The 17,764-nt window shown below is 39.7% G+C and carries 13 protein-coding genes; 7 read left to right on the forward strand and 6 right to left on the reverse strand.

What is annotated here, in order from left to right; genetic code table 11:
* Window positions 1-2: 2 nt before the first annotated feature.
* Together efeB and E0709_RS00430 are read left to right on the forward strand one after the other, a co-directional pair.
* Window positions 3-1,208: an iron uptake transporter deferrochelatase/peroxidase subunit gene (gene efeB / locus E0709_RS00425; protein WP_132299455.1), complete on the forward strand. Its 1,206-nt coding sequence runs from the start codon at window positions 3-5 to the stop codon at window positions 1,206-1,208.
* Window positions 1,165-1,821 (forward strand): Fe2+/Pb2+ permease, encoded by a 657-nt coding sequence (locus E0709_RS00430; protein ID WP_132299457.1) that lies wholly within the window; start codon window positions 1,165-1,167, stop codon window positions 1,819-1,821. Before efeB ends, E0709_RS00430 begins: the two co-directional genes overlap by 44 nt.
* A 33-nt stretch (window positions 1,822-1,854) precedes the next feature.
* Here the strand turns inward: E0709_RS00430 and rfaC are convergent, their stop codons facing one another.
* Genes rfaC through waaF form a run of 3 tightly spaced genes read right to left on the reverse strand, consistent with a single transcriptional unit; the run spans window position 1,855 to window position 4,382 of the window.
* Window positions 1,855-2,829 carry a lipopolysaccharide heptosyltransferase RfaC gene (gene rfaC / locus E0709_RS00435; protein ID WP_132299459.1) on the reverse strand — a complete coding sequence of 325 codons (975 nt, stop codon included), beginning with the start codon at window positions 2,827-2,829 and terminating at the stop codon, window positions 1,855-1,857.
* On the reverse strand, window positions 2,822-3,253 hold the full coding sequence (locus E0709_RS00440) for a nucleotidyltransferase substrate binding protein (protein WP_132299461.1): 432 nt from the start codon (window positions 3,251-3,253) through the stop codon (window positions 2,822-2,824). Before E0709_RS00440 ends, rfaC begins: the two co-directional genes overlap by 8 nt.
* Before the next feature lie 10 nt (window positions 3,254-3,263).
* Window positions 3,264-4,382 carry a lipopolysaccharide heptosyltransferase II gene (gene waaF / locus E0709_RS00445; RefSeq protein WP_132299463.1) on the reverse strand — a complete coding sequence of 373 codons (1,119 nt, stop codon included), beginning with the start codon at window positions 4,380-4,382 and terminating at the stop codon, window positions 3,264-3,266.
* A 138-nt stretch (window positions 4,383-4,520) separates the two neighbouring features.
* On the opposite strand from waaF, the gene E0709_RS00450 reads away from it, so the two are divergent.
* From E0709_RS00450 to E0709_RS00470, 5 genes are all read left to right on the forward strand, one after another.
* Complete coding sequence (locus E0709_RS00450) at window positions 4,521-7,508, forward strand: site-specific DNA-methyltransferase (RefSeq protein ID WP_243640834.1); 2,988 nt, start codon at window positions 4,521-4,523, stop codon at window positions 7,506-7,508.
* A 118-nt stretch (window positions 7,509-7,626) separates the two neighbouring features.
* Window positions 7,627-8,613: an Abi family protein gene (locus tag E0709_RS00455; RefSeq protein ID WP_132299465.1), complete on the forward strand. Its 987-nt coding sequence runs from the start codon at window positions 7,627-7,629 to the stop codon at window positions 8,611-8,613.
* Window positions 8,614-8,756: 143 nt separating this feature from the next.
* Entirely contained in the window at window positions 8,757-12,065 is a 3,309-nt protein-coding gene (locus E0709_RS00460) for a DEAD/DEAH box helicase family protein (protein WP_132299467.1), read from the forward strand.
* Complete coding sequence (locus E0709_RS00465; protein WP_132299469.1) at window positions 12,062-14,944, forward strand: SNF2-related protein; 2,883 nt, start codon at window positions 12,062-12,064, stop codon at window positions 14,942-14,944. The genes E0709_RS00460 and E0709_RS00465 overlap by 4 nt, the downstream gene beginning before the upstream one ends.
* A gap of 39 nt (window positions 14,945-14,983) precedes the next feature.
* Window positions 14,984-15,694, forward strand: coding sequence for an AAA family ATPase (locus E0709_RS00470; protein ID WP_132299471.1), 711 nt, complete (start codon window positions 14,984-14,986; stop codon window positions 15,692-15,694).
* Between the two features lie 70 nt (window positions 15,695-15,764).
* Here the strand turns inward: E0709_RS00470 and rfaD are convergent, their stop codons facing one another.
* The 3 genes from rfaD to dsbA all read right to left on the reverse strand — a co-directional run bounded on the left by rfaD (window position 15,765) and on the right by dsbA (window position 17,752).
* On the reverse strand, window positions 15,765-16,694 hold the full coding sequence (rfaD, locus tag E0709_RS00475; RefSeq protein ID WP_132299473.1) for an ADP-glyceromanno-heptose 6-epimerase: 930 nt from the start codon (window positions 16,692-16,694) through the stop codon (window positions 15,765-15,767).
* A gap of 85 nt (window positions 16,695-16,779) precedes the next feature.
* The gene (locus tag E0709_RS00480; protein WP_132299475.1) at window positions 16,780-17,109 is read right to left on the reverse strand and encodes a MaoP family protein; all 330 of its coding nucleotides are present in this window, start codon (window positions 17,107-17,109) and stop codon (window positions 16,780-16,782) included.
* Window positions 17,110-17,131: 22 nt separating this feature from the next.
* Window positions 17,132-17,752, reverse strand: coding sequence for a thiol:disulfide interchange protein DsbA (gene dsbA, locus E0709_RS00485; RefSeq protein WP_132299477.1), 621 nt, complete (start codon window positions 17,750-17,752; stop codon window positions 17,132-17,134).
* Window positions 17,753-17,764 lie beyond the last annotated feature (12 nt).

Raw genomic sequence — 17,764 nt, forward strand, 5'->3', positions numbered from 1 at the left:
CAATGAGTCATACCAATAATGCTCGTCGTGATTTTTTAAAGAGTAGTGTTATCATCGGTGCTGGCCTCACGATGGGGTTAGCGGCTGGCACCGCTTATTCTTTGGAACCACGTACAAAAATTACCATAGAAAATATTTATCCTTTTTTTAACCCTCATCAACAAGGCATCACTTCCCCAGCACAACATCATATTTATTTTATTGTGCTTGATTTACATAGCCAAGATGTCGACGAAATTCACCAAATGTTTAAAACATGGACGGAATACAGTCGCCAATTAACACAAGGTAAAAACGTACAAACCTATAGTCAAAATGGCTATGTTCCTGCAGTTGACACGGGCGAAGCAGATAGCCTAAATCCGTATAATTTAACGCTTACTTTTGGTGTCAGCCCAAGTTTCTTTACTAAATTAGGCATTGAGAAAGCTAAACCAGCCGAATTAGTTGATTTACCGCATTTTCCACGTGATCAACTGAAAGCGGAATTTACAGGCGGTGATATTTGTATTCAAGCTTGTGCAGATGATCCGCAAGTGGCATTTCATGCGGTGCGAAATTTAGTCCGTGTTGCCCGTTCAGAAATTACCATGCGTTGGAGCCAATCAGGGTTTAATTCTTTTGAAGGTACGGATACGCCACGCAATCTGTTCGGTTTCCGTGACGGTACGGGGAATCCGCAGGGAGAAGAACTGGATAAAACCGTATGGTATGAGGGTAATAACTGGCTGAAAGGAGGTTCATTCCTAGTGGTGCGTAAGATTCAGATGTTCTTGGAAACTTGGGATCGTACCAACTTAAACGAACAACAGCATACTTTTGGTCGTCATCGTGATTCGGGGGCGGCTTACGGTCAGAAAAAAGAATTTGATCCCGTTGATTTAGACAAAAAAGATGCCAATGGTCAGCCGGTTGTACCGGAAGATTCTCATATGCACCTTGCTCATAAAACTGGGTTAAAAATGTTACGTCGATCGTTTTCTTATTCTAGCGGTATCGATTCGCGTACCGGGCAATTTGATGCAGGATTATTGTTTATCTCTTATCAAAAAGACCCACAACAATTTATTACCATTCAAAATAAGTTAGGTAATATTGATAAAATGAACGAGTACATTACCCATATTGGCAGTGGACTGTTCGCTTGTTTCGCAGGAGTAAAAGATGAAAATGACTATTTGGGTAAAGCCCTTTTTGAAGCCCTTTAAATTGAGTTTATTATTAGGCTTATGTTTCTCTACTTCGGCTTATGCCAAAGTGGAATTGGGAGCGTTATTTGTGCATTTATCGGATGCCTTGTCCGCAGTTAAAAAAGAAAATAGCGAACAAGCCAAAAACGATTTACGAACTTTGCAACAAGAATTTAATGCCATTCCAACCCATAATTCAGAAGCGGGTAAAGAAACCAGTAAAGCACTTGAAACCGCTATTGCTAACCCAACTTTAGCTAATGTAGAACAAATTTCTAAAGATCTTTATGCGTTTGAGCAAGAGCAAAACCCAGTGGATCATGATAAAAATCGTCAGAAATTTGCTGAGCAAGTGCTCCCTACTTTGCAAGACTTAGAACAAGTTTTTGCCAGTAAAAATATTGAACAAATTCGAACCAAGTTCCATCGTTTTGGTGCCACTTGGGGGGCGAATGAATTATCCATGCGTGGAGCCAGTTTAAGCCATTATGGCAAAATGGAAACCGCGATGTCCTTATTCCGTAGTGCCATGCAAGCGAATCCAGCCAATTATGAACAAATGGAACAGCAGCTAGCAATATTGAAGAATACGGTGGATGATTTTATAGGGAATAGTAAAGCTGCTCAGTAAGAACTTGAATTAATGAAAAAGTGCGATTAAAAATTATTTATCGCACTTTTTTGTTTTAAATGATTTTTGTAATTGTTCTAATACATCTTCTACACAAATTTCTACCATAGAACCTTTATGCAAATAATATTGATTTTTACCATAACAACCAATTAATTTCGGATTTGTCGCACCGTATAAAGTAATATTGGGGACATCTAATGCAGCAGTTAAATGAGCTAAACCAGTGTCAACTGACACCACGGCTTTGGCATTGGCAAGTTGCTGAGCCAATTCCGTTAAGCTAGATTTTGGCAATACCAGCATATTTGGTAAGCCTTGTGCAATCCATTCTGCCCGTTGTTTTTCTTTTTCATTGCCCCAAGGTAGGCGAACTTCCAGATCAAGTGAGGTGATTTTTTCGGCTAATTTTTTCCACTCGCTATCCAGCCAATGTTTATCTGCTCTGGTGGTAGCGTGAACAAAAATGATATAAGGCTTGCTTGAATAGGATTGTTGAAAATGTTGAACAATACCATAATCCCCTTTGCTTTCGGGCAAGGCGTAACCTAAAGATTGTGCAAACAATTGGCGAATTCGCTCTACCGCATGTTGTTGATAGTCAATAGCAAAGGTTTTATCGTAAAAGCAACTGGCTAAGGGTTCACGAATAGATTTTCGATCGTAACCGAATTTTTCGCCCCGAGCTAAACGGGTGGCGAACAACGCACTTTTGATTAACCCCTGTGCATCAATCACCGCATCATATCGATGAGCTTGTAATTGTTGTTTGTAGGCGTGCCATTGTTGGTAGGTTTGTTTAGTGAATAACTGCTTCCGCCAGCGGCGAATCGCAATCGGGATGACCTGATTGACTGCCGAATGCCAAGCAGGAATTTCCGCAAAATTTTCTTCCACCACCCAATCAAATTGCACATTACCTAACGCCTTTTGAGCATCGGTTAAGGCTGGCAAACAATGCAATACATCGCCAAGCGAAGAAGTTTTGATGATACAGATTTTAGCCATTGCGTTGCTCTAATTGGTGCAATAACGCCTGACTACTTGCCAAAAAATCACTCACCGAACCGCACACTTGATGGGCTTTCTCTTCGTCATAGGTGTGCGAAGTAATATTTCGCATTTTGCGATACTCAAACCAATTTTCTACGCTATCAATCAGCCCTTTCTCGCCCGCTAATCGCAACAGATCACGGAAATTACTTTGGTCAATTTCATCAGGACTGAGTGCATCTTGTTCTAACTGCCGTTTCAGCATTTTAATACTCAGCTCATACACAAACTCAAAATTCTGAATCAACCCTGCGATAAGCGTATTCTGCACTTCGGTTTCTTGTTGCTCAAACCACAGCTTATTTGACACAATCTCATTAGCAGATTGCAAAGCAATAATGGCTTTTTGTAAGCTAGAAATATCCAATTTATTGGTCATATTCCCCCCCTTAATTAGCCAACAACGGCATTAATTTTTCCAATACCATCTCAGGCGTAATATCAATCAAACTCTGATGATACCCCTCCGCACTGTCTGCCCCTTTGCGGATTTTAATTAAGCCACCTTTAATCAAGCGAATAATCACCGCTTTATCGGATAACGGTGGCGTATATTCTGGACTAGTCGGTCCATAAACCGCCACTAACGGACGACCAACCGCTGCCGCAATGTGCATTAATCCACTGTCATTCGTCACCATTGCCGTACAATCCGCAATCAAATCCACCGCTTGATTGAGTTCCGTTTGCCCTGCGAGATTGACACAATAGTGTTGCAACGATTCAGGTAAACTTAAACGAATTTGCTCACCCACTTCCACATCTTTATTAGACCCAAACAGACGAATACTATAACCCTGCTCAATCAGCCTTTCCGCTAATTTAGCATAATGATAATGCGGCCAACGTTTGGCAGGACCAAATTCCGCTCCAGGGCAAAAACCAATGGCAGGGCGATTTTCCGCCAGAGCAAATTGTGCGGTGCTAAATTCCGTAGGAATTTCAACGTTGCTTGCAACGGGGGCGAAGCCCCGAACAATTCCATTAGGAATTGTGAGTAATATTTCTTTGGTTTTTTGCACCGCACTTTCGTCAACGGTTAAATACGGTGTTGGAATATTTAAATTTTGAGCTGTTGGAATTTTCCCTTTTTCATACCCTAACGCCACATAACGCTGCACCATCATTGGGTAATCGTGTTTATTGGATCGTAAATCATTTAACAAGCAATAACGGCTTTCCCCTTTCCAACCACGACGAACAGGGATTTTAGCGAATAACGGAATAAATGCTGATTTCAACGAGTTAGGCAATACAATCGCCAGATCATATTGATTTCGTAAGGATTTACCAATTTTATAACGTTCCCCCAGTGAAAACGCCCCGTGACCAATGGGCATAGTCAATGCTTGACGCACTTCAGGCATCCGAGCCAACAACGGCTTACACCAATTCGGCGCAAGTACATCAATTTGGCAATCGGGATATTGCTGTTTTAAGGTTTGATACAGGCTATGCGACATCATCATATCGCCAACCCATGATGGGGCAATGATTAGGATATTCATAGTTTTTTGCTTTGTAACGAAATTTATTTCATTTTAAACAAAAAATTTATTTATGCGATAAAATCTTCAATTTTCTTTTAAATTTTTAGCTTGCTTGTTAGAATGGAAATACTTGACAAATCAAAAACAGTACAAATAATGAACAGCACAGCACAGCACAGCACAGCACAGCACAGCACAGCACAGCACAGCACAGCACAGCACAGCACAGCACAGCACAGCACAGCACAGCTTACCAATCTAATTTCTAAACTCAAGGAAATTTTTCAAATAAATCAACCCGATTTAGATTTCGGTATTTACCGCATTTTAAATTCTCGCTCAAAAGAAATCGCCGATTATTTAGACCGCACTTTACCTGCTCAAATTAAAAACGCCTTGCGTTCGGACGTAACACAAGAAACCGCCGTCTATAATCACCTATACGAGTTTTTCTCACGCTATTACGACAGTGGCGATTTTGTGAGCCTACGCCGTTATAAGGGCAACACCTACGCCATTCCCTACGCGGGCGAAGAAGTGATGTTGCACTGGGCGAATAAAGACCAGTATTACACCAAATCAGGCGAGAATTTCAGCAATTACGCCTTTTATCTGGCAGACGACAAACGCGTGCAATTTCGCCTTGTGGAAGCCGACACCAACAAAGACAACCGCAAAGATAACGAGCAAAAACGCCTGTTTGTGTTGTCCGAACAGCCGATTGTTGAGACGGCAGAAAATCTCGTTATCCCCTTTGAATACAAAGCCTTAGGCAAAAACGACAAGCAAGCCGATTATATTGACCAAGCGGTGGAACAGCTCAAATCGCACCCCTTTGCCAACGCCGTGTGGCAAGAACTTTTCCGCCTTGCCCCCACCGAAAAAGACGCAAAACGCACCTTATTAAAAAAATATTTGCAGGATTACACCACAAAAAACACTGCCGATTATTTTATCCATAAAAATCTCGGTGCGTTTTTAACGGGCGAGCTGGATTTTTATATTAAAAATGAAGTGATGAATCTTGATGATATTCAAACCGAAACCGCCTTTGCCGAGATTGAGCAGAATTTGCAGCTGATTAAAATCTTTAAACAAGTCGCCCAAGAGATTATCGCCTTTTTGGCACAATTAGAAGATTTTCAAAAGAAACTGTGGCTGAAAAAGAAATTTGTAACCGCCGTGCATTATTTGGTTACGCTGGATAAATTGCCCGATACACTTGCCGAAACTGCCCTAAAAAATGAACAGCAAATAAAACAGTGGCAAACTTTGTTTAATGTGGACGCAAGCGGTGAAAATTTGCAAAATCTTCGCCAAAAAGCACCGCACTTAGTGGTGGATACCAGTTTGTTTGCTGCCGATTTTCAGGCTGCCGTACTCAAACAAATAGACGATTTAGACCACCAAACAGACGGCGTGTTAATTCATTCGGATAATTTCCAAGCCTTAAATTTATTACAAGCCCGATATAAAGAACAGGTGAAATGTATTTATATTGATCCGCCGTATAATACAGGGGAAGATGATTTCCTTTACAAAGATAATTACCAAAGTTCAAGCTGGCTTTCTATGTTTGAGTGTCGTTTGGCATTATCAAAAACATATTTAAATTCAGAAGGATTTTTAGTTTGCCATATGGACGAACACGAACATTTATCGTTGGAATGGTTAATAAAACAAATTTTTAATAACGGAGATATGGGTAAGCTAATTTGGGATAAACGCAATCCAAAAGGCGATGCCAAAGGTATTGCAACACAGCACGAATATGTTCATTTTGCCACAAAAAACATTTCAAATTTAGATGATGAATGTGCGTTTGTTCGTAATAAATTCAATGCTGAAAATATGTTAAGAAAAGCAGAATTGTTAATTAAAAAATATGGTGTTTCTGAACAATCAAAAAGTGAGTTTAAAAAATGGATTAGAGAAAATAATGAATTGAGTGGGGGCGAAAGAGCTTATAATCAAATTGATGAAAATGGTGATGTATATCGTGCTGTGTCAATGGCTTGGCCCAATAAGAAAAAAGCACCTGATGAATATTTTATTCCCTTAATTCACCCAAAAACTAAAAAACCTTGTCCTGTTCCTGCTCGTGGTTGGAGAAATCCGCCTAAAACAATGAATGAACTTTTAGAAAAAAATCTTATTTTATTTGGAGATGATGAAACAACTATTCCAAATCGTAAATATCTATTAAAAGAAAATCTAACGGAAAATGTACCTTCACTTTACTATATGGCAGGAAGTGATGACGAATTATTCAATAATTTAGGTATTCAATTTGAAAATCCTAAACCTATAAAAGCAGCACAATATTTTATTTCTACAACAGCAAGAAATTATAACTCAACAATCCTAGACTACTTCGCAGGTTCAGGCACAACCGCTCACGCCGTCATCAACCTAAACCGTGAAGACGGCGGCAAACGCCACTATATTTTGGTAGAACAAGGCGAATATTTTGATACGGTGCTCAAACCACGCATACAAAAAGTGATTTTCGCCGAAAACTACAAAGACGGCAAACCGCAAGCGGATAATTCAGGCAGCTTTAACGGCGTTTCGCAACTGGTAAAAGTCTTAAAATTAGAAAGCTATGAAGACACGCTCAATAACCTTGAACTCAAAAAAGTGGCAACCGATTTATTTAGCCCAAAAGTGCAACAAGATTATTTATTGCATTATATGCTCGATGTAGAAAGCCGTGATTCCTTATTAAACAGCGATCATTTTGCCAAACCGTTTGATTATCAGCTTAATATCACCACCACTTCCGCAGGGGCGTACGCACCGCAAGGCATTGATTTAGTGGAAACTTTTAATTATCTCATCGGCTTAAAAGTGGCACACATTGACGACAACCGAGCGCGTAGCATAGTCGCCGTTACAGGCACAATGCCCAACGGCGAACAGGCGTTTATTCTCTGGCGAGATTGCGAAAAAGTGGGCTATGCCGAACTTAACCGCTATTTAGAAAGCCGCTCCATCAACCCTGCCGACAGCGAATATCAAGTGGTGTATATCAACGGCGACCATAATGTGCCAACGGTATTTGCCGATAGCGATGATGTGGTGCGAACCTTAAAAGTGCGTCAAATTGAAACGGAATTTTTGGCGAGAATGTTTGAGATGTAGGAACAAATATAGCAAATGGCTATTTTCTCTATCTATCGCATAAACCTGTATAGAAAAGTGCATTTCCCTATACAGGTTTGCTAAAATAAGCTCAATATTTGCCAAGAGAACAAACAAAATGACTTATCCACCCCAACATTTTTTAAAACAATGGCAAGATTATGATGATTTATTGCAATTGTTAAAACAACGCCATATGCAAATTAGTGATGACAATAAAGCCAAGCAGTATTTAGAACGGATTGGCTATTATCGTTTGAGCGGTTATTGGTATCCTTTTCGTGAAATTAACTTTGACGAGAGCAACAAACAACACAAACTGGTATTAAAAGACAGTTTTAAAGCCAATACGGTTTTTGCTCAAATTATCCAGCTTTATGTATTTGATAAGAAATTGCGTTTATTAGCCCTTGATGCCCTTGAACGCATAGAAATGGCAGTGCGTAATGATGTGGTGTATTTATTAGGCAAACAAAATCCCTTGGCATATCAACAAGCGGAGTGTTTACATGGCAATTTTAGTAAACGCTTAGCCAAAAATAAGGACAAAACTGCTCATCAAATTTGGCTAGAAAAATTGCAAGCTCATATTGGGCGTTCGCATAAACACCCTGCGATTTGCCATTATCGTGAAAAATATCAAGGGCAATTGCCGATTTGGGTGGTGGCAGAAGTGTGGGATTTTGGCTTGCTTTCGCATTTGTTTGCGGGCATGAAAAAACAAGATCAAGACATCATTGCGGGCAAATACGGCACAACCGCCAAAACCTTGGAAAAATGGCTGAAAAGTTTAAATTTTATTCGCAATATCGCCGCTCATCATGCACGTTTATGGAATGTAAATATATTGGAATTATCACCAACACCGCCACAATGGCAGAATATCCCCAACGAAAAGCCTTTTTTGTATTTTTGTATTATGCAATTGTTGCTGAATAAAATTTGCCCTAATTCCACATGGAGCGAAAGATTTACAGCGTTAATGGCGGATTTTCCAACATTAAGCAATCAGGCGATTTCACTCCATGCCTTTGGTTTGCTGGAAAATTGGCAAGATTTGGCGATATGGAAAAAAGAAAACCAACACGTACAACAAAATTGTTGAAGCGGTGCTGGTCGTATTGAGTGTCATTGTAAGACAAAATTTTGCTTTATACAAGCGGATTTTTGTAACACGGTCAAAACCCTTATATGTGTAAAAGACACAGGAAAACCACCAAAAAATTTAACATTTAACAGGCAAAACCTATGGCAAAACGAACTTTTCATCAAGATTTAATTTTAAATCAGTGGGCATTGTCGCTATTTAATCAGGCAAATTTAGAACAGTTTAAACAGCGTTTAGGTGATGATCGTTTTGAAGGATTAAGCGAAGACGGGCAAACCAAATTTTTCTATGAATTGCAAAGTGGTTTATTTTATACCGACAATATTTCTGCAAACGATTTACGCCGTTATGATTTAAATATTGTAAAACATTGGCAAAAAATCACCGCACATCGTAATAAGGTTGAAGGGCATATTTTACAGTTAAAATATTTTCAGTATCTATCGTTGTTATTTACCGAAATTTATTTGGACTTTTATTTTAATCGTGCAGATGAATTGTTACTGAGTTTAAACGAGCAATTACATCATCATTTAGATGATGATAAAACGGCTCCTGATTTTCAAGATTATGAATTGAGTGATTTAAATAAATTGGCGTTTTGGAACGCCACAGGCAGCGGAAAAACGTTATTAATGCACGTGAATATTTTGCAATATCAACACTATCAAACGCATAAAGACAAATTGCATATTTTTGTGATTACCCCCAATGAAAGTTTATCAGGGCAGCATTTGCAGGAATTTGCCTTATCCGAAATACAAGCCAAATTATTTGAGAAAAATAGTCAAATAGATGATATGCATGCTGAAGTGCAAATCTTGGATATAAACAAACTGGCGGAAAAAGCAGGCGATGTAACTGTTGCAGTGGATAGCTTTTCGGCAATGAATAAACTAGTGTTGGTGGACGAAGGGCATCGGGGATCATCTGGCGATCAGTGGCTTTCTCGCCGTCAAAAAATGATCGGCGACGGCTTTGCCTTTGAATATTCGGCAACTTTCGGGCAAGCGGTGAAAGACGGCAAAACGGTCAATGATGTGTTGTTTGATATGCAGAAAAAACAGGCTAAAAATACTGAAAGCAAATTAAAACCTGCGGAAATTAAAAAGCTACCGTTAAGCTATCAAGACCGTTTAGACGCAAAACAAAAATCGGTATTTGAAACATACTCAAAATGCGTTTTATTTGATTATTCCTATAAATTCTTTTATGGCGATGGCTATGGCAAAGAATTTCAAATTCTCAATATGCAAGCGGAAGATTATGGCGTAAACGATAACGATCGCAAATATTTTCTTGCCTGTTTATTGGCGTTTTATCAGCAATTATATTTATTCCAAGAGCATAAACAACGCCTTGCGGTTTATAATTTAGAAAAACCGTTGTGGGTGTTTGTGGGGAATACGGTAAATAATGAAGAAAGCGATATTTTGCAGGTGGTGGAACAGCTCGCTTTCTTTTTAGAAAATAAAAACCGTACGCAAATTTTAGCGTGGCTTGATGATTTATTAAATGACGAACCGTTGTTATTAGATAAACAAGGCAATGCCTTATTTAAACGCCGTTTTTCATCACTTTATCATTTTAAAGGCAATACAACCGCACTGTATCAGGATATTTTGGTAAAACTCTTTAATGCCAATAGTTCCCAGCGTTTATATTTGCATAGCTTAAAAAAATCCGATGGCGAAATTGCATTAAAAGTCGGTAATAACGATTATTTTGCTTTAATCAACGTGGGGAAATCGTCTGATTTTATTAAAAATGCGCAAAATTTAGCTTGCGTGTCATTTAGTCAGGATGAATTTAGCAATAGTTTATTTGGCGGAATTAACAAGGCAGACAGCAGCCTGAATTTGCTCATCGGTTCTCGCAAATTTAGCGAAGGCTGGTCAAGCTGGCGGGTTTCTACAATGGGCTTGCTCAATATGGGGCGTGGCGAAGGTTCGCAAATTATTCAGCTGTTTGGGCGTGGCGTGCGTTTAAAAGGGCGAGATTTTTCATTAAGACGCACGCCGTTTAATCAAATGCCAAAAGGGATAGGCTTAGATAAATTAGAAACCTTAAATATTTTTGGCATTAAAGCCGATTATATGGCGAAATTCCGTGAATATTTGGTTGATGAAGGCATTCCAACGCCTGATGAATTTCAGCCGATTGAAATTGCGGTGCAAAAAACTTTACCTGCTGGGGTGAAACTCAAAACTGTTAAACTTAAAGACGGCTATAAAGACAATCAAAAACTGGGGTTTAAACGCACGCAATTTGTGCCGTTGTATGATATTCCTGAAGCGTTTAAAGGAAAAATCAAACGTATTCGAGCGGAATTAGATCTTTATCCAAGATTAGAAGCGTTAAACCATAAAGATATGAAAGGAGATAAACAAACGAAAAAACCAGAAATAGATGAACGCCAAGAAAATAAACTCAATGCGAACGCCTTTGCTTATTTTGACTGGGATAAACTTTATTTAGATTTGCAACAATATAAATTAGAACGCACTTGGTCTAATTTGCAAGTGAGCAAACAGCGGTTACGAGAATTTGTAGAAAGCAATCAAGATTGGTATAAACTTTATATTCCAAATTCAGCATTGGAAATTCAATCCTTTGCGGATATTGAAAAACAGCAAGCTATTTTATTGCAGCTGCTTTGTCTTTATACCGAACAATTTTATCGCCGTTTAAAATCGGCTTATGAAGGGCAGTTTATGGAAATTGCCGAGTTTAGCGAAGATGATGGTTCGTTTTTTAAAGCCTATCAATTTAAAATTAGCCAAAATGACGACGTTTATTTTGATAGTAAAGATGTGGTTGAGAAAATCAATGAGTTAAAAGTATTGGTTGAAAGCAAAAAAATTGCACAAATCGTAAACTGGCGTTCGCCACTCAACGAATTAAAAGTAATCTGCTTTGATCCGCATTTATATTATCCGCTTATCAGTTTAGAAAAATCGGATTTGCCGATTACTATTTCGCCGTTGCCGATTAACGCCGAAAGTGAGCAAAAATTTATTCACGATTTAATTCAGGCGGAACAATCAGGGAAATTAAGCCAATTATTACAAGGACGATCGCTCTATTTAATGCGAAATGCGGAACGTAAAGAGAAAGGCGTGGGCTTTGCTTTGGCAGGTAATTTCTATCCTGATTTTCTGCTGTGGGTGGTGGATAATAAAACAGGCAAGCAGTATTTAAATTTTGTCGATCCAAAAGGCGTACGAAATATGGATGTTAGCGATCCGAAATTTGGTTTATTTGAAGAAATTAAAGCATTAGAAGCGAAAATTGGCGATCCGAATTTAATTTTAAATAGCTTTATTTTATCCATTACCAAACAAAAAGATTGGGTCAATGTGCATTTAGATAAAGATGAACTCAATGCTCGCCATATTTTATTTATGGAAGATGATTATTTAACGCAGCTATTTGGGGCAATGCTATGAATGAAATCACCGCTTATCACGCACGCTACTTCGCCAACGAATTAACCGCACGGCGAACCGATGACAACCGTTTGTCGCAATCGCTATTTGATGCGAATGTGGATTTAAATCCGCACCAAATTGATGCGGCGTTGTTTGCCTTAAAAAATCCGTTGCAAGATGGTGTGTTATTGGCAGACGAAGTGGGTTTAGGCAAAACCATTGAAGCAGGGCTTGTGCTGTGCCAAATGTGGGCGGAACGCAAACGCCAGCTGCTGATTGTTTGCCCTGCGATGTTACGCAAGCAATGGGCGAATGAATTAAGCGAAAAATTTGCTTTGCCGACGTTGGTGGTGGATAAAGCGGTGGTCAATACCGCAATGAAAGGTACAAAAGGGGCGAAGCTGTTCAATTTCTGCAAAGAGCAAGTTGGCAGCCAAATTTTGATTGTGTCGCACCAATTCGCCACAAAGGAAATGGCGACTTTTCAGCGATTTAGCTGGGATTATGTGGTGATTGATGAAGCCCATAAAATGCGAAATGCCTATAAAGCCAACAATAAAATGGGGCAGGCAATGCGAAACGGCTTTGCCAGTATGCGAAAACTGTTGCTTACAGCCACACCGCTACAAAATTCTTTAATGGAATTGTACGGACTTTCTACCTTGCTTGACGAGCATTTATTCGGCGATAAAAAATTCTTTCAACGGGAATTTGTCCGCCGTGGCAATTTAGCAGAACTCAAAAGCCGTATGGCAGGGTTTGTGAAACGCACCTTGCGGAAAAATGTGCTGGAATATATCCGCTACACTGAACGCAAGGCGGTTACGCAAGAATTTATGCCAACGGACGGCGAACATTTGCTTTACGAACAGATTAGCGAATTTTTACGTCAAGACAGTGTTTACGCCTTGCCGAAAAAACATAAGCATTTAACGGCGGTGATTTTACGCAAATTATTAGCGTCCAGTCCGCAAGCGGTGCTTGGCACGTTGCAGGCGATTTTATTACGCTTGCAAAAGCTACAAGAAACAGGGCAATCACACGATGAGTTACTGCTAGATGAACAAAATGCCGATGAGCTGGAAAATATCGTTCAGTTAGAAAGCGATGAAGAAGAGAATGAAGAAATTGATGAAATCAGCGATGAAACGCAGCCTGAAAACGGTGTTAATGCCAGCGTTTTAACTGCCGAAATCGCTCAAATTAAACACTTTATTGCCTTTGCTCAAAACCTGCAACAAGACAGCAAAATCACCGCACTTTTGACCGCACTGCAAACAGGCTTTGCCAAAATGGCAGAACTGGGCGCGGAGCAAAAAGCGTTGATTTTTACCGAATCCACTCGCACGCAAAAATATCTGTTTGAGTATTTGCAAGAAAATTGCTATGCCGATGAAGTCGTGATGTTTAGCGGTACAAACAATGATCCGCATAGTACGCAGATTTATCAGGCGTGGCTCGAGAAAAATCAAGGTACGGACAAAATCACAGGCTCGCCTGATGTGGATAAACGCTCGGCGTTAATTGAGCATTTTCGCGATAAAGCCCAAATTTTGATTGCCACAGAAGCAGGGGCGGAAGGCGTGAACTTGCAGTTTTGTTCCTTGCTGATTAACTATGATTTGCCGTGGAATCCGCAACGGGTGGAACAGCGGATTGGGCGTTGTCATCGTTACGGTCAAAAATTTGATGTGGTGGTGATTAACTTTTTAAACAAACGCAACACGGTGGATCAGCGAGTGTTGCAGCTGCTTACTGAAAAATTCAAGCTGTTTCAAGGCGTACTCGGTGCGTCTGATGAAGTGTTGGGGCAGATTGAATCAGGCGTGGATATTGAAAATCAAATCGCTAATATTTATGCCACTTGTCGCAGCGAAGCCGAAATTCAACAAGCCTTTGACCATTTACAAGCACAATTTGCCGACAAAATTGATGATCGCATTCAACAAACCAAAGATGCGTTGGTAGATAGTTTTGATCAATCGGTATTAGAGCGGCTAAAAGTAATGACCAAAGATCGCTTAAACAATATGCAATGGTGGTTTTGGGGCGTTACGCAATTTGCATTGACAGGTAAAGCTCAATTTAATCCGCAAGATTGGTGTTTTTTGCTACAACAAAGTCCGCAAGGGGCAATACCGCTCGGGCGTTATTTGTTGCCACGCAAAGAGCAGAAATCCGTATTGCAAGGCTATGAATATCGTTTAAACAGTCCGCTCGGGCAATGGTGTTTGGAGCAAGGTTTAACGGCTGAAACGCCAACGGCTTGCTTGCAGTTTGATTATAAAAATTATCCTGAGAAGATTAGTTTGCTGGAACAATATCAAGGGCAAAGCGGTTGGCTAAGTTTGGATAAAATCGTGGTGCAAAGTGCGGTGGAAAATCAGGAAAATTTGGTGTTCACCGTGTGTGATAAGCAGGGCAATTTGTTAGAACAGGAATTTGCCGAAAAGCTGTTTTTGTTGCCTGCTGAAGTGCAATCTTTATCTTCGCTTAAACCAAATCATTTTGTGAATTTGACCTTAGAGAACGTGGCTCAAGTCAAAATCAAAATTAACGAAGAAAATGATCGGCTGTTAAAGCAAGAAATGTTGCGTATTCAAGCCTGGGCGAAAGATCAACTTCAAGCGGCGGAAGATTTAATCAAAGAGATTAAAGAGACGAAGCGTGAAAAAGATCGAGAATTGACTTTAACCGATGATTTGGAAAAGAAAATTGAGCTGCAAGAGCAAGTGATGAAACTCGGCAAGCAGTTACGCAAAGCCCGCAATGAGCTAGACGATGTGCAAGATGAGATTGAAGAGCAAGAGCTGGAGCTGTTGAAGCAGTTAAAAACTCGCTTGCAGCAGGAAATGATGGTAGAAAATGTGTTTGTAATTGAATGGCAAATTAATTAGCGATATGCTGTTGCTATCGAGTGTTATCAAGGAGACACAATGAAATTTTTGCTTTTTTTAGTGGTAGTGTTGGGGGCGTCGGTTCTGTTAATGTTGGCTATTGGTGATTGGATTCCACGTTATTGGCGTGCGGTTTTTGGTGAAACCAATGCCAAAGTGGATATGGCTCCGGTTCAAGCAGAAGTTTCTCAAATCGCTACACCACAAAATTTAGTACCGCAAGATTCCCTTCAACAATCTTTAGAAAAGCAAATTCATTTTACCCAATTAAGTGTTGAACTTCGGCAGAAATTGGTGAAGTTGTTGCAAGAAAAGGGTAATACCCCTTATTTCCAACAGCTTGTGGCGTTGCATCAGCAAATTTTACCCAAAGAAATTCGGTTAGTGAGTTTGTTGAAAAAGCAGATAAAACTGGATAAACAGTTGGCTCGGTTAATGAAAATGGCAGAACGCTATTCGTTATCTGATAATGAGCGAATGGATGATATTTCAGACAGAATGGACGATGTCCAAGATAAAGCTGACGAAGTTTATTTTGAGCAGGATTCATTAATGGATGAGATTGAGCAATTACAAGATCAGATCGATGCCCTTGAAATGAATCATATTGATAACTTACGTGAACAAGAAATCAGAGAAGCATTTAATGCTGATTTGGAAACCTTTGTCATGTTGCAAGGTGGCTCTTACTGGGATCGGGATAATCCGATATGGTGGGCGAATTATTGGGCGAATTTTGGGAGAAAATAAAGGCGAACCCATTGGCTCGCCCTTAATATGAACATAATCGGCTGGTTATTCCCGATTCAACTTTTTCTATTCAGCTTTTTCTATTTAACCAAGCCATATACTCCGCCACACCCTCTGCCACGGATTTAAATTGATAATCACAACCTGCGGCACGCAGTTTGGTTAAGTCCGCTTGGGTATATTCTTGGTAGCGAGATTTTAAATGGTCTGGGAATGGGATGGTTTCGATTTCGCCTTTGCCGTGGTGTTTTAACACAGCTTGTGCCACTGCAAGGAAACTTTCCGCTTTGCCTGTGCCGAGATTAAAAATGCCTGATATGCCATGTTGCCACGCCCAAAGATTCACTTGAGCCACATCACCTACATAAATAAAATCACGCAAGAAATGCTCAGAACCTGCGAATAATTTTGGATTTTCGCCATTTAAAATTTGGTTATTTAAATGGAATGCGACACTTGCCATAGAACCTTTGTGTTGTTCTTTCGGACCATACACATTGAAATATTTAAAGCCACAAACAGGCGAACTAGCTTCCGGCAAAATGGTACGTACATATTGATCAAATAAGAATTTCGAATAACCGTAGGCATTGAGTGGACCTTCAAATTTTCGTTCCTCTACGAATTCGGTTTTGTCGCCGTAGGTCGCTGCGCTAGATGCGTAGAAGAAAGGAATTTCACGCTCGAGGCAATAATGTAATAATTCTTTGGAATATTCGTAATTATTGTGCATGAGGTATTTGCCATCCCATTCAGTGGTGGCAGAACAAGCACCTTGGTGGAAAATAACATCGATCTCACCGATGTCATCGCCTGCCATAATAGATGCGATAAAATCATCTTTATCGCAATAATCCGCAATATCTAAATCAACTAAATTAATAAATTTAGTGCCATCTTTTAGGTTATCCACTACTAAAATATCTGTGTGACCTATCTCGTTTAAGGCTTTCACGATATTGCTACCGATCATGCCTGCTCCGCCAGTTACGATGATCATATATATTCCCCTTTGTCAGTTTAATTTGTTTATTATACAAAAATGCGGTGAAAAAAACACCGCACTTTTTTAGTCTTTATGCTAATTAATCGTTCGCATTAAACTCATCAAGATTATCACTCACTACACCTGAAAGGGTATAAACACGTTTAATAGTGTTTACGCGTGAGCGGTATTTATTCCAAGTTTTCTCGAAAAAAGTTTCCGCTGGGCGTTCACCACGACAGAATGCCACGAAGTTTTTTTCATCTGCGGTTTTCGCTTTGCGAGAACCTTCATCTAAGGCTTTGAATGCCTGACCATATTGTTCTAAGGCTTGCGATTCTTTAATGGTATAATCACCGTGGCGAGCGAAACCACGTGGGTAATTTTTGTCATCAAAGAAACGACGTTCTACACTAAAACTTTCAGCCATAATCTACTCCATTTTCCTAAGGTTATTTTTTCAATAATTGTTTTACTGTTTCTACATAATCTGCCACGAAATCATCACGAGATAAGCCTTCCGGGTTTACTCGGTATTTGCCGTTGACATAAAAATCTGGCACACCACGCACATCTAATTGTTCCGCTAGATTAGTTTGGGTTTTCACTAAGGCGGTTACCGCAAAGCTGTTAATTCCACCATCAAATTGTTCTGCCGTAACGCCGTTGTCAATGAAGATTTGACGAATATCGTTCATTGATTTTAAGCTATTTTTTTGAGCGGCGTCGAATAATGGTTTTTTGACTTTATCTTCTGCCCCTAATGCCATAGCTAACGCCCAAGCTCGAGTAAGGTTTTCTGATTGAGCGCCTAAAAAATTCACATGATATTGTTTAAATGTCGCATCTGCTGGAATATTTTCTTTCACTTTTTTGGGGATCTCATATTGCATTTCAAACGCATAGCAATGTGGACAATAGAACGAGAAAAATTCGATTACTTCAGTTTTTTCCGAATGTGGACGACTAAGGGTAATGTATTGTTCACCGTCTTTTAATTCTGCGGCTTGCAGATTAAAACTGGCAGCCGCCATGGTGACTGCGGCGATTAAGCTAACGAGAAATTTTTTCATGATCGGGTTTCC

Source organism: Lonepinella koalarum (assembly GCF_004565475.1).
Lineage (GTDB): Bacteria > Pseudomonadota > Gammaproteobacteria > Enterobacterales > Pasteurellaceae > Lonepinella > Lonepinella koalarum.

What these genes read in the sequence shown, in the direction of transcription:
- efeB (WP_132299455.1), top strand. Translation starts at nt 3, where the DNA reads ATGAGTCATACCAATAATGCTCGTCGTGATTTTTTAAAGAGTAGTGTT.
- E0709_RS00430 (WP_132299457.1), top strand. Translation starts at nt 1,165, where the DNA reads ATGAAAATGACTATTTGGGTAAAGCCCTTTTTGAAGCCCTTTAAATTG.
- rfaC (WP_132299459.1), bottom strand. Translation starts at nt 2,829, where the DNA reads ATGGCTAAAATCTGTATCATCAAAACTTCTTCGCTTGGCGATGTATTG.
- E0709_RS00440 (WP_132299461.1), bottom strand. Translation starts at nt 3,253, where the DNA reads ATGACCAATAAATTGGATATTTCTAGCTTACAAAAAGCCATTATTGCT.
- waaF (WP_132299463.1), bottom strand. Translation starts at nt 4,382, where the DNA reads ATGAATATCCTAATCATTGCCCCATCATGGGTTGGCGATATGATGATG.
- E0709_RS00450 (WP_243640834.1), top strand. Translation starts at nt 4,521, where the DNA reads ATGAACAGCACAGCACAGCACAGCACAGCACAGCACAGCACAGCACAG.
- E0709_RS00455 (WP_132299465.1), top strand. Translation starts at nt 7,627, where the DNA reads ATGACTTATCCACCCCAACATTTTTTAAAACAATGGCAAGATTATGAT.
- E0709_RS00460 (WP_132299467.1), top strand. Translation starts at nt 8,757, where the DNA reads ATGGCAAAACGAACTTTTCATCAAGATTTAATTTTAAATCAGTGGGCA.
- E0709_RS00465 (WP_132299469.1), top strand. Translation starts at nt 12,062, where the DNA reads ATGAATGAAATCACCGCTTATCACGCACGCTACTTCGCCAACGAATTA.
- E0709_RS00470 (WP_132299471.1), top strand. Translation starts at nt 14,984, where the DNA reads ATGAAATTTTTGCTTTTTTTAGTGGTAGTGTTGGGGGCGTCGGTTCTG.
- rfaD (WP_132299473.1), bottom strand. Translation starts at nt 16,694, where the DNA reads ATGATCATCGTAACTGGCGGAGCAGGCATGATCGGTAGCAATATCGTG.
- E0709_RS00480 (WP_132299475.1), bottom strand. Translation starts at nt 17,109, where the DNA reads ATGGCTGAAAGTTTTAGTGTAGAACGTCGTTTCTTTGATGACAAAAAT.
- dsbA (WP_132299477.1), bottom strand. Translation starts at nt 17,752, where the DNA reads ATGAAAAAATTTCTCGTTAGCTTAATCGCCGCAGTCACCATGGCGGCT.